The following is a 12,245-nucleotide window of genomic DNA, read 5'->3' on the forward strand; positions in this document are numbered from 1 at the left end:
GCCACTGCGGAGGCCGGGATTCCTGGCGGGAGCGACGGCCCGGACCACCGCGGACCCGAGCCATGGAAAGAACGGGACGGCGGGGAATCCGGCGTTCGGCCATAATGCACGCCGTGCGCACGCGAATCTTGAGCGGTCCGACAGCGATGGCGATAACGGTGGCGGCGGCATCGGTCGCGGCGATGGGCGCGAGCCCGGCCGCGGCCGCCGCGGCACCCCGGATGATCGTTTATGTGGCGGGCACCGCGCCCGGCAGCACGACCGTGCTCGACCAGGCCACCGGCCGGGACGTCAACACCATCGCGGCCGGCGGCGGGTCCGGGGAGATCGCGCTGGTGCCGCAGTGGAGCCGTGGCTACATCGCCGACTCCGGCGGCAACACGGTGACCGTGTTCGGCACCGCCGACAGCTCGCCCTCGGGGACCATCGCGGTCGGCGCGCAGCCGCACGGCGTGGCCGTCGCGCCCGGCATCCGCCGCGTCTTCGTCGCCGAGTTCGGGGCCGACACCGTGTCGGTGATCGACGCCCAGCGCAACGCCGTCGCCGCGACCGTCACCGTCGGCGCCGCGCCGCAGGGGGTCGCGGTCGCCCCGGACGAGCGGCACCTCTACGTCACCACCGCCGACGCCGTGGTCGTCGTCGACACCGCCACGAACGCCGTCACCGGGCGCATCCCGGTCGCGCGGCCCTACGGCATCGCGGTCACGCCGGACGGGTCCCGGGCGTACGTGACCGGCTGGACGTCCGGGACCGTGTCGGTCATCGACACGGCCGCGAACGCCGTCACCGCCACCGTCGCGGTCGGCACCCGCCCCTACGACGTGGCCCTCACGCCGGACGGCCGGCGCGCCTACGTCACGAACTGGGGCACGAGCTCGGTGTCGGTGCTCGACACCGCCGCGAACACGGTCTCGGCCACGGTCACGGGGATCGCGCACCCCTACGGCGTCGACGTCACGCCCGACGGGGCGAAGGCGTACGTCACCGCCGGCGACACCACCGGCACCGTGACCGCGATCGACACCGCCACCGGCACCGCGTCGACGGCGGCGACCCTCGGCCACGGCGTGCTCGGCATCGCGACCGGCCTCGTCGAGCCGGCGCTGCCCCGGCCCCTGCTGGACATCTCCCGCGGCGACCCGGCCGGCTTCGGCGGGCAGGTCCGGGTCCAGGGCACCGGGTACATGACCCTCGCCCGCATCGCCTCGTACTCCTTCGACTTCGGCGACGGCACCGTCGTCACCGGGCCGGACCAGGTGCTCTTCCACACCTACGCGCGCGGCGGCGACTACACCGTCACCGTCGTGGCCACCGACGTCCTCGGGCACACCGGCACCGCCTCCCAGCCGATCCAGGTGACGCCCTTCGTGAAGTCGATGGGCCTGATGGCGCGCAGCAACCTGCGGTACGTGAGCGCGGAGACGGCCGGCGCGTCGCCCGCGATCGCCAACCGCACGGAGATCGGGGCGTGGGAGGGCTTCGAGCTCATCGACGCCGGCCGGGGCGACGTCGCCCTGCGAGCCAAGGTCAACGGGCTGCTGCTCGGGGTGAACCCGGCCGACGGCAACCGGCTGATCGCCTCCGGCCGCGCCGAGGCGGGGATCGGCACCGCGTTGCGGTTCCAGCTCGTGACCGGGGCCGACGGCACGCTCAGCCTGCTGTCGCGGCTCAACGGCAAGTACGTCACCAGCAACGCCGGCACCGCCCCGCTCGCCGCCGACCGCGCCGAGATCGGGCCGTGGGAGCAGTTCTGGTTCACCTACAATGTGGACGCCGCGGCGCTCAACCAGTCCCTCTGGCTGCAGGCCCAGGTGAACCAGCGCTACGTCACGGCCGACGCGGGCGGCGCCCAGCCGCTGATCGCCAACCGCACGCAGATCGGCCCGTGGGAGAGGTTCGACCTGATCGACGCCGGCGACGGCTGGGTCGCGCTGTTCTCGCGGGCCAACGGGCGCTTCGTCACCGCCGAGAACGGCGGCAACGCGGCCCTGATCGCCAACCGCACCACCATCGGCGCCTGGGAGAAGTTCAAGCCGGTGCGGACGGCGAACGGCAAGTGGGCGCTGCTGGCCGGCGCCAACGGCAAGTACGTCACCGCGGAGAACGGTGGCAACTCGCCGTTGATCGCCAACCGCACGCAGGCCGGGGCGTGGGAGGAGTTCGCCGGCCTCGCCTAGGGTTCGCCTAGAGCAGGCCGCCCATCAGGGGATCGCTGATCGAGGGCGCGCCGTCCTCGACGTGGCCCGCATACTCCACCGCGAACCCGGAGTCGCCCGGGATCGTGATCGTGATGCCGTACCAGCCGTGGCTGCGGGCGAGGCGGAAGTCGACCGAACGGGTCTCGCCCGCCCGCAGCGCCACGCGGGCGTGACGGCCGGTGTAGTGGTCCGCCGTCTCGACCTCGGCGCGGTGGGAGCTCCGGTTCGCCAGCTCCAGCACCACGCCGTGCTCGTCGTAGCGCACGCGCGCCGTCACGCCCGGGTGGCGCGGCCCGGCGGCGAAGCGGCGGAAGAAGCCGTTCGGCCCGTGGACCGACAGGTCGTAGCCCCGGTCCGCGGGCCACACGTCGGTCACCTGCTTGGCCGGCTCCACGGTGTACGTGCGCGGCGCGATCGACGGATCGGCCGAGCGGACCTGGTAGACGCCCGTCGCGGTGCCCGCGTTGCGGAAGTCCACGGCGAAGGCTCCGGCGGCCGGGCGGCCGTCGGCGTGCAGCGCGTACGGCAGCGCGCGGGCGGGCCGCACCCCCCGCTCCTGGGCCGGCAACCGGCCGTCGACCGGCGGGACCGGCACCTCGTCGGGCCGGCGGGTCAGGTCCGCCGGCTTCAGGTCGCCGGTGCCGGGCAGGTCCACGCGGCGCGACGCGTTCGGGGTCTTGAAGTCGAACGCGGAGGTCAGGTCGCCGGTGACGGCCCGGCGCCACGGGGTGATGTTCGACTCGACGAGGTCGGGCCGCCCGTGGCCGAAGCGGCGCTCCAGGAACCGGATGAGCGACGTGTGGTCGAACAGCTCCGAGTTGACCCAGCCGCCCCGCGTCCACGGCGACACGATGATCATCGGTACCCGCACGCCCAGCCCGTACGGGCCGGCCGGGTGGTCGGCCGAGCCGGGGTAGATCTCGTTCGTCACCGGGACCGTGGACAGGCCCTCGGCCCGGGTCGCGGGCGGGGTCGGCGGGACGAGGTGGTCGAAGAAGCCGCCCTCCTCGTCGTACGTGATGAACAGGGCCATCTTCGACCACACCTCGGGGTGCGCGGCCAGGATGTCGATGACCTGGGAGACGTACCAGGTGCCGTAGTCCGGCTCCCAGTTCGGGTGCTCGGTGTACGCCTCCGGCGCCACGATCCAGGAGACCTGCGGCAGCCTCCCCGCGGCGACGTCGGCGCGGAAGTCGGCCAGCAGCGCGTCGGGGCTGCGGCCCTGCTTGTTGATCTCGGTACCGGTCTTGGCCTTCGCCAGCGGGCTGCCCGGGGCGGCGTTCTGGTACTGGTGGAAGTACAGCAGCGAGTTGTCCCCGTAGTTGCCGATGAACGGGTCGCTCGTCCAGCCCCAGAAGCCCTCGGCGGTCAGGCCCAGCCCGACGTCCTGGTACACCTTCCAGGAGACCCCGGCCCGCTCGAGCCGCTCGGGGTAGGTCGACCAGTCGTAGCCGGCCTCGGCGTTGGTGATCACCGGGCCGCCCGCCTTCCCGTCGTTGCCGACCCATCCCGTCCACATGTGGTACCGGTTGGGGTCGGTCGGCCCGAGCAGCGAGCAGTGGTAGTTGTCGCACACCGTGAACGCGTCGGCGAGCGCGTACTGGTAGGGCAGGTCCTTGCGGGTGTGATGGGTCATCGTGGTGACGCCCTTGTTCGGCACCCAGCCGTCGTACTTCCCCCGGTTCCAGGCGCCGTGGGTGTCGTTCCACCCGTGCGGCGGGTCGGGCAGGAACGTCTTGCCCATGTCGCGCACCTCGGGCCGGAAGGGCAGCACCTCGCCGGCCCCGTCCGGCTGGTGGAACACGCTGCGCCCGTCGGGGTGCCTCGCCGGGTGCGGGTCGGCGAACCCGCGCACGCCCCGCATGGTGCCGAGGTAGTGGTCGAACGAGCGGTTCTCCTGCATCAGGAAGATGACATGCTCAACGTCCTCGATGGACCCGTGGCGGTCGTGGGCCGGGATGCGCAGTGCCTGCTCGAACGGCAACGGCACCGCGGCGGCCGCCGCCATCTGCAGAAATGTACGACGATCGACGTTAGCCATGGCTCCGGACGCTAGGCCCGGAGCCCGACATCGAGGCGTCCGGCGACTGCGCACCCGATTGCCGGTCGGTGAACGCGGGCCCCGCCCCGCCCGCGCTCCCGCCGGCGCTCGGGCGGCTGGGCCGTCAGCAGGTCGAGTGGAACAGGCCGCCCACCGCGGCGGTGCCCACGAGCCCGTTGTAGAGCGCCACGGCCTGCGAGGTCTCCGCGACGTGCACCTCGACGCCGCGCTCCTCCAGCAGCGCCAGGGTCGCCGGGGTGACGCCGAGGCGTTCCTCCATGCCGCGCGACAGCACGATCACCGTCGCACCGGCCTCGAGGAGCTCCTCGACGTCCGCCGGCTGGGTGCCGGGGGAGTGGCGGGTGCCGGTCTCGTCCCAGTCCCACGCGCGGGCGCCGCCCGGCCAGAGCTTGGCGTCCTTGAACTGGCCGTGGCCGTCCACGGTGATCGAGCCCCACGAGATGGCGAGGATTCGGGGCGAGCGCGGCGTCATCGGGTTTGCTCCGGCCAGAGGGGGGAACCATGCCCGGCCCACGCTACAGCGACCGCCGCGCGAAAGGTTGTATAGAGGAACCATGCGACTTTCGATCTGGCCGGGAGCGGGACAGCGGTACGACGACATCCTCGACATGGCGAGGCACGCCGAGGCGACCGGGTGGGACGGCGTGTACGTGGCCGACCACTTCATGCCCAACGCCGGGCCGGGGCGTGACCCGGACGGGCCGACGCTCGAATGCGGGACGCTCGTGGCCGCGCTGGGGGCCGCGGTGCCGCGGGTGCGGATCGGGACGCTGGTGTACGGCAACACGTACCGCCACCCCGCCGTCCTCGCCAACATGGCCGTGACCGCCGACCACGTGACCGGCGGCCGGTTCACCCTCGGCGTGGGGGCGGGGTGGCAGGTCAACGAGCACGAGCAGTACGGCATCGAGCTGCCGCCGGTGAAGCAGCGCCTGGACCGGTTCGTCGAGGCGCTCGAGGTGCTGCACGGGCTGCTGCGCCGGCCGAGCACGACGTTCGCGGGGGAGTACTACCAGCTCACAGACGCCGTGTGCAATCCCAAGCCGGTGCAGGACCCGCTGCCGATCCTCGTCGGCGGGGGCGGGGAGCGGCGGATGCTGGGGATCGTCGCGCGCTACGCCGACATCTGGAACACCTGGGGCCGGCCCGACGTGATCGCGCACAAGTCCGCGGTGCTGGACGAGTTCTGCGCGAAGCAGGGCCGCGACCCGCGCGCGATCGCCCGGACGGCCCAGGCGCTCGTGGTCGCCGACGGGCCGCTGCCGGAGGTGCACTTCCCGGTCATCGGCGGCTCCCCGGGCGCGCTGGCCGACGCGCTCGCCGAATACCGGGCCGGCGGCCTCGACGAGTTCATCGTGCCCGACGGCCTGCTCGGCCGCGGCGCGGAGCGGCTCAAGGCGATGGACGCGATCTTGGCCGTAGGCCGCGCGGCGTGAGGCGTAGGTCGTGGGGCGTGAGCGTCAGCCGCGGGGCGTGAAGGTCAGCACGCGGTAGTTGAGCAGGCCGTTGAGCAGGCACCACTGCAGCGCGTCGCCGCCGGAGAGCATCTTCCAGTATTCGCCCGACAGCCGCAGCGGGCGACCGGCGGCGACGAGCGCGGCGATGAACCGGTCGCGCGGACGGCGCAGCTCCAGGTAGGGCGTGAGGTCCACGTCGCCGGTCAGCTCCAGGCCGTGCCCGGCGGCCGCGGCGCGGACCTGCTCGACGGTCAGCAGCGAGCCGACCCGCCAGCCGTCGCGGAACTCGGCCAGCCGCCTCGCCTCGCGGGGCGGGGCCGCGGGCGCGGCGGGCGACAGGAAGTCGTCGCACACGAGCAGCCGCCCGCCCGGCCGCAGCACCCGGGCGGCCTCGCGGAAGTAGCCGGCCGCGTCGGGGCTGTGCAGGAACGCCTCGATCGAGAACACGACGTCAGCGGTGCCGTGCAGATCATCCGGTACGTCCAGATAGTTCCCCTCGCGGCACCGCACCCGGCCGGCGAGCCCCGCCCCGGCCAGCAGCCGCGTCGCCCCCTCGGCCTGCTTCGGGCTGATCGTGAGCCCCTCGCCCCGGATCGGCGCGCGGCCGGCCAGGTACATCAGGCTCGCCCCCAGCCCGCAGCCGAGGTCCACGACCGCGGGCTCGGCGACGCCCCCGGGCAGCGCGGCCAGGATCAGCTCGTCGACGTGGTGGAACGACTCGGCCCGGCCCGTCACCCCCGGCGCCCACACCGCGCGGTGGATCGACGCGCCGCCCTGCCCGAGCCGGTCGAACGCGGCCGTGTTCTGGTCGTAGTAGCGCCGGACGGCCTCGGCGTGTGCGGCGGTCGAAGTGGTCACACCCTTATGTACTGCCACGAGGGCGGATCGGTTCAACGGACTCGCGCGGGTACGCTGATCGGCGATGAAACAGGGCGCTGAAACAGAGCAGGAACAACCGCCGCGGGTCACCATCCGGGACGTGGCCGCGCAGACCGGTCTGTCCATCGCGACCATCTCGCGGGTCCTCAACGGCCGGGCCAACGTCGCCCCCGACACCCGCGACCGGGTCCTGCAGGCGATGGGCGGGCTCGGCAAGCGCGCGCCCCGCCGCCGCGGCGCCGGGGTGCCCAAGGCCGACAACGGCGTCTACGTGCGCTGCCCCTACCTGCTCACCGACTACTTCGGGCTGATCGTCTCGGCCATCACGGAGGCGCTCGACGTGCACGGCATGCACGCCGTCGTCGACGCCGGGGAGTCGGCCTGGCGGCGCACCGACGTGCTGCCCACGCTCACCGGCTGGCCGCAGGTCACCGGGGCGATCCTGATCCTGCCGCCGGAGCCGGAGGGCGACCTCGAGCGGCTGCGCGACCACGGCTTCCCGTTCGTCGTGGTCGACCCGCGCACCGCCCCGCCGCGCGACGTCGCCGCGGTGTCCGCGGCCAACTTCGCCGGCGCCCGGCGGCTCATGTCGCACCTGGTCGAGCTCGGCCACCGCCGCGTCGGGATCCTCGGCGGGCCGCTCACCTGGATGGCGATGAGCGACCGGCTGGCCGGCTACCACGCCCCGCTCGTCGCCGTCGGCGCGTATCCGGAGGCCGACCTGCTGCGCACCTCGACCGACCCGACCGTGGAGGCCGGCCGCGCGCTCGCCGGCGACCTGCTCGACCGGCCCGACCGGCCGACGGCCCTGGTCGCGTTCAACGACAAGATGGCCGTGGGCGCGCTGCAGGCCGCGGCCGAGCGGGGCCTGCGGGTGCCGGAGGAGCTCTCGGTCGCCGGCTTCGACGACATCGACGTCAGCCGCGCGACCCACCCGATGCTCACGACCGTGCGCCAGCCCCTCGGCGAGATGGGCCGCATGGCCGTGTCGCTGCTCAGCCGCATGCTGACCGGCCACGAGCTGGACGCCCTGCACGTCGAACTGGCCACCGAGCTGGTCATCCGCGGCTCCACGGGGCCGGCGTTGACGCGTGTTTCATAAACACTTACGCCGCGACACGAAAAAAGTTACAGCGATTCATTGACATGCCTTGGCTGGGGCGTGTTTCCTGGCGGTACCCACCCTCCGCCAGGGACAAGGAAGCCCCCGCCATGCACGCACCAAGACGAGTGCGGCGCTCGATGCTGCTCGCGGCCGCGATCACCACCGCGACCGTGGCCACCGTCGGCGCCATCGCCATGACCTCCGCCTCCGCCGCCAGCACCGGCCAGATCACCAGCTCCGCCAACGGCAAGTGCCTCGACGTCACCAACGGCTCCACCGCCGACGGCAACCAGCCGCAGATGTGGACGTGCTACGCCGGCAGCGCGAACCAGACCTGGACGCTCGCCGACAACGGCTCGGTCCAGGGCCTCGGCAAGTGCCTCGACGTCGTCAACGGCGCCACCAACGACGGTGCCGTCGTGCACCTGTGGACCTGCTACGACTCGGTCGCCAGCCAGAAGTGGTCGCTCAACGCCGCCCACGACCTGATCAACACCAAGTCCGGCAAGTGCCTGGACATCAAGGACAACAACCTCGCCGACGGGGCCAAGCTGCAGATCTGGACCTGCGGCGGCGGCGCCAACCAGAAGTGGAACTTCACCGGAGGGACGAGCCAGCCGACCGCGACCGCCACCGGCGTGCCCAACAACCCGAACAACCCCGACCTCGGCCCGACCGTCACGGTCTTCGACCCGTCGATGTCCCAGGCCACCATCCAGAACAAGCTCAACTCCGTGTTCAACGGCCAGGTGAGCAACCAGTTCGGCAGCCAGCGCTACGCGCTGCTGTTCAAGCCGGGCACGTACAACGTCGACGCCAACGTCGGGTTCTACACCCAGGTCGCCGGGCTCGGCCTCACCCCGGACGCCGTGGTCATCAACGGCGCCGTGCACGCCGAGGCCGACTGGTGGCCGGACGGCTCGCAGAACGCGACCCAGAACTTCTGGCGCTCGGCCGAGAACCTCTCCGTCACCCCCAACGGCGGCCTGGACCGCTGGGCGGTGTCGCAGGCGGCTCCGTACCGCCGCATGCACGTCCGCGGCAACCTCGCCCTGTCCGACGGCGGCTGGTCCTCCGGCGGCTTCATCGCCGACTCCAAGATCGACGGGCAGATCCAGTCGGGCACCCAGCAGCAGTGGCTGACCCGCAACTCGGCGATGGGCAGCTGGAACGGCTCCAACTGGAACCAGGTCTTCGTCGGGGCTACCGGCGCGCCCGGCAACAGCTTCCCGAACCCGCCCTACACCACCGTGGGCACCACCCCGGTCGTGCGCGAGAAGCCGTTCCTGTACGTCGACGGCACCGGCGCCTACCAGGTGTTCGTCCCCGCGCTGCGCACCAACTCCTCCGGCGTCAGCTGGGCGAACGGCAACCCGGCCGGGACCAGCCTGCCGATCAGCCAGTTCCAGGTCATCAAGCCCGGCGACACCGCCGCGACCATGAACGCCGCCCTCGCCGCGGGCAAGAACCTGCTCGTCACCCCGGGCGTGTACCACCTCAACCAGACCCTGAACGTGACCCGCGCCGACACCGTGATCCTCGGCCTCGGCCTGGCCACCCTCGTGCCCGACGGCGGGATCACCGCGCTGACGACCGCCGACGTCGACGGCATCAAGCTCGCCGGCCTGCTCTTCGACGCCGGCACCACCAACTCGTCGGTGCTCGCCGAGATCGGCCCGTCCGGCTCGGCCGCGAGCCACGCGGCCAACCCGACGAGCCTGTCCGACGTGTTCTTCCGCATCGGCGGCGCCGGCGTCGGCAAGGCGACCGTGAGCCTGCGGATCAACAGCAACGACGTGATCGGCGACCACTCGTGGATCTGGCGCGCCGACCACGGCTCCGGCGTCGGCTGGACCACGAACACCGCCCAGAACGGGCTGGTCGTCAACGGCAACAACGTGACGTTCTACGGCCTGTTCGTCGAGCACTACCAGCAGTACCAGACCATCTGGAACGGCAACAACGGCCGCACGTACTTCTACCAGAACGAGATGCCGTACGACCCGCCGAACCAGGCCGCCTTCATGAACGGCAGCACCCAGGGCTGGGCCGCCTACAAGGTCGCCGACTCGGTCACCAACCACGAGGCGTGGGGCCTGGGCAGCTACTGCTACTTCAACGTCAACCCCGGCGTCGTCGCCGCGCACGCGTTCGAGGTGCCGGCCAAGGCGGGCGTCAAGTTCCACGACATGGTGACCGTCTCGCTGGGCGGCACCGGCACCATCTCGCACGTCATCAACAACACCGGTGCCGCGGTGAACTCGGGCCACCAGGTCGAGTACCTGGTCTCGGGGCCGTGACCGGAAAGGACACCATGCGACGCATCATGACCGTCACCTCGACGGCGTTGCTCGCCCTGACCGTCGGGGCCGCGCCCGCAACCGCGGCCCCGGCGCATCGGGCCGAGACCGTCACGGGAACGTACTCGGCCGGGGCCGGACAGGCGTGGAAACCGCTGCCGGCGGTCAAGGTGGGCGACAACGCGTCCGTCGCCGCCGACGCGACCGTGGTGGTCGACCCGAGCCAGGTCCGGCAGCGCTACAGCGGCATCGGCTTCTCCCTGGACGAGACCAGCGTCTCGAACCTGTGGAAGCTCACCCCGCAGCAGCGCGAGGACGCCGTGCGGCTCCTGGCCGACCCGCGCACCGGGGCCGGGCTCAGCCGCTTCCGGCTCACCATCGGCAGCCCCGACCTCATCGAGCACCTGCCGTTCTGGTCCGAGGACGACCTGCCCGCCGGGGTCACGGACGACTTCGGGCTCAAGTACTTCTCCATCCAGCGCGACATCGACCTGCACATCGTCGACACCATCAAGCTGATCCAGAAGTACAACCCGCGGGCCACGTTCTTCGCCTCGGCCTGGAGCGCGCCCGCGTGGATGAAGACCAACAACAAGTTCCTCGGCGAGGTCGCGCTGAAGCCGGGCAGCACCACCGACTACTACCAGGTCGGCAAGCTGCGCGACGACTGCATCGACGTCTTCGCCCGCTACTACGCCAAGTACGTGGAGGCCTACGCGCGCAAGGGCATCCGCGTCGACGCGCTCACGCTGCTCAACGAGCCCGGCATGGACGTGGTGTACCCGGCCATGGACATCAGCGTCGAGCAGCAGCAGAAGCTCGCGGTCGCCATGCGCAAGTACCTTCCGCGGGACGTCGACGTGTACGTCCACGACTTCAACTTCTGGGACTGGAAGGACCCCGGCAGCACCGAGACCAAGAACTACTACCGCATCCTGAACGACCCGGCCGCGCGCAAGGCCGCGGACGCGATCGCCTTCCACCCGTACTGGGGCGACCCCACGGTGATGCGGGACGCCTACGAGCAGACCGGCAAGCCGGTGCACATGACCGAGACCAGCGACCTCTCGCCGGCCACGATCCTGAGCTACTTCCGGCTCGACGCGAGCTCCTACGTGATGTGGGCGCAGGCGACCGACCAGGACGGCGGCACCCTGCACTGGACGCCGCTGCGCGACAACAACGTCGACTGGGACCAGATCGCGGCCACCACCAAGTGGCCCGACCGCCTGGTGAAGGTCGACACCACGTCCCGCACGTTCACGGTCCGCGACGAGCTCTACGCCATGGGGCAGTTCGCGAAGTACCTCACCCCGCGGCACACCCGCGTCGAGTCCAGCGCCACGGCGAACGGGATCGGCAACGTGGTGTACCGCGACGGCGACGACTTCGTGGCGGTCGTCGGCAACGCGAACACCACGGCGCGCAAGGTCCGCGTCGTGCTCGCCGGCCGGCAGTTCGTCGAGACCGTGCCCGCGGGCGCGTACGCGACGTTCCGCTGGCGCGCCGAGGTGCCCTCGCCGCGCGGCAACCACGCGCCGGTGCTCTCCGCGGTGCCGGACGTGGTCGCGGACCAGTACACGACGACCACCTTCCGGCTGCGGGCCACCGATCGCGACCGGGACGCGCTCGCGTTCTACGCGGTCGACCTGCCCGACGGCGTCGCCGTGGACGCCGCGACCGGCACCGTGAGCCTGCACCCGACGACGGCGGGCACCCTGAACCTGGCGTTCCGGGTGACCGACGGCGCCGCGAGCTCCCAGGTGTCCGTGCACGTGACGGTCAACCCGCACGGGGCGCCGATCGGGGAGAAGGTCGAGGCGGAGGCGTACGTCGCCGAGCACGGCTGGACCGACGGCGGCGCGAACTTCGTGGAGAACAACCCCTCCGCGAGCGGCGGGAAGAACGTCGGGTGGACGGCGGCCGGCAATTGGCTGCAGTACCGCCTGGCGGTGGCCCAGCCCGGGACGTACGACCTGGAACTGCGCGTGGCGAACGGCTCCGGCGCGGCGGCGACGGAGGCGATCACCTTCCGCGACGCGAACGACCAGGTCCTGTCGACGGTCTCGGTGCCCGACACGGGCGGGTGGGCGAACTACCGGTCCGTCCACACGACGGTCACCCTCCCGGCGGGCGACCAGCTCGTCACCGTGCACTGCGAGACGGGCGGCTTCAACCTGGACTACTTCCGGCTGACCGCCTGACAGCCACGGCCCGCGGCCGGCACTAGATTGCCTGGTGCCG

At 72.0% G+C, this 12,245-nt stretch carries 8 protein-coding genes; 5 read left to right on the plus strand and 3 right to left on the minus strand.

Going from position 1 to position 12,245, the window contains the following annotated elements; genetic code table 11:
* Positions 1-146: 146 nt before the first annotated feature.
* Positions 147-2,177 (plus strand): YVTN family beta-propeller repeat protein, encoded by a 2,031-nt coding sequence (locus AC6JBM_RS02000; RefSeq protein WP_497981890.1) that lies wholly within the window; start codon positions 147-149, stop codon positions 2,175-2,177.
* A gap of 7 nt (positions 2,178-2,184) precedes the next feature.
* Here the strand turns inward: AC6JBM_RS02000 and AC6JBM_RS02005 are convergent, their stop codons facing one another.
* Both AC6JBM_RS02005 and AC6JBM_RS02010 read right to left on the minus strand, forming a co-directional pair.
* On the minus strand, positions 2,185-4,239 hold the full coding sequence (locus AC6JBM_RS02005; protein ID WP_497981891.1) for a phosphocholine-specific phospholipase C: 2,055 nt from the start codon (positions 4,237-4,239) through the stop codon (positions 2,185-2,187).
* Between the two features lie 124 nt (positions 4,240-4,363).
* A complete protein-coding gene (locus AC6JBM_RS02010) occupies positions 4,364-4,732 on the minus strand; it encodes an Mth938-like domain-containing protein (RefSeq protein ID WP_497981892.1) in 369 nt (122 codons plus the stop codon).
* 82 nt (positions 4,733-4,814) lie between these two features.
* Here AC6JBM_RS02010 and AC6JBM_RS02015 point away from each other — a divergent pair, with 82 nt between their 5' ends.
* Positions 4,815-5,696 (plus strand): TIGR03560 family F420-dependent LLM class oxidoreductase, encoded by an 882-nt coding sequence (locus tag AC6JBM_RS02015; protein ID WP_497981893.1) that lies wholly within the window; start codon positions 4,815-4,817, stop codon positions 5,694-5,696.
* Positions 5,697-5,720: 24 nt separating this feature from the next.
* Here the strand turns inward: AC6JBM_RS02015 and AC6JBM_RS02020 are convergent, their stop codons facing one another.
* The gene (locus AC6JBM_RS02020; protein WP_497981894.1) at positions 5,721-6,575 is read right to left on the minus strand and encodes an SAM-dependent methyltransferase; all 855 of its coding nucleotides are present in this window, start codon (positions 6,573-6,575) and stop codon (positions 5,721-5,723) included.
* 64 nt (positions 6,576-6,639) lie between these two features.
* Here AC6JBM_RS02020 and AC6JBM_RS02025 point away from each other — a divergent pair, with 64 nt between their 5' ends.
* From AC6JBM_RS02025 to AC6JBM_RS02035, 3 genes are all read left to right on the plus strand, one after another.
* Positions 6,640-7,698 (plus strand): LacI family DNA-binding transcriptional regulator, encoded by a 1,059-nt coding sequence (locus tag AC6JBM_RS02025; RefSeq protein ID WP_497981895.1) that lies wholly within the window; start codon positions 6,640-6,642, stop codon positions 7,696-7,698.
* A gap of 110 nt (positions 7,699-7,808) precedes the next feature.
* Positions 7,809-10,001 (plus strand): pectate lyase-like domain-containing protein, encoded by a 2,193-nt coding sequence (locus tag AC6JBM_RS02030; RefSeq protein WP_497981896.1) that lies wholly within the window; start codon positions 7,809-7,811, stop codon positions 9,999-10,001.
* Between the two features lie 14 nt (positions 10,002-10,015).
* Positions 10,016-12,205: a carbohydrate-binding protein gene (locus AC6JBM_RS02035; RefSeq protein WP_497981897.1), complete on the plus strand. Its 2,190-nt coding sequence runs from the start codon at positions 10,016-10,018 to the stop codon at positions 12,203-12,205.
* Positions 12,206-12,245: the final 40 nt, after the last annotated feature.

The organism is Dactylosporangium thailandense, assembly GCF_059739745.1.

Excerpts from the sequence above, each read along its gene's own strand:
- AC6JBM_RS02035 (WP_497981897.1), top strand. The coding sequence starts at position 10,016 with ATGCGACGCATCATGACCGTCACCTCGACGGCGTTGCTCGCCCTGACC.
- AC6JBM_RS02025 (WP_497981895.1), top strand. The coding sequence starts at position 6,640 with ATGAAACAGGGCGCTGAAACAGAGCAGGAACAACCGCCGCGGGTCACC.
- AC6JBM_RS02015 (WP_497981893.1), top strand. The coding sequence starts at position 4,815 with ATGCGACTTTCGATCTGGCCGGGAGCGGGACAGCGGTACGACGACATC.
- AC6JBM_RS02030 (WP_497981896.1), top strand. The coding sequence starts at position 7,809 with ATGCACGCACCAAGACGAGTGCGGCGCTCGATGCTGCTCGCGGCCGCG.
- AC6JBM_RS02010 (WP_497981892.1), bottom strand. The coding sequence starts at position 4,732 with ATGACGCCGCGCTCGCCCCGAATCCTCGCCATCTCGTGGGGCTCGATC.
- AC6JBM_RS02000 (WP_497981890.1), top strand. The coding sequence starts at position 147 with ATGGCGATAACGGTGGCGGCGGCATCGGTCGCGGCGATGGGCGCGAGC.
- AC6JBM_RS02005 (WP_497981891.1), bottom strand. The coding sequence starts at position 4,239 with ATGGCTAACGTCGATCGTCGTACATTTCTGCAGATGGCGGCGGCCGCC.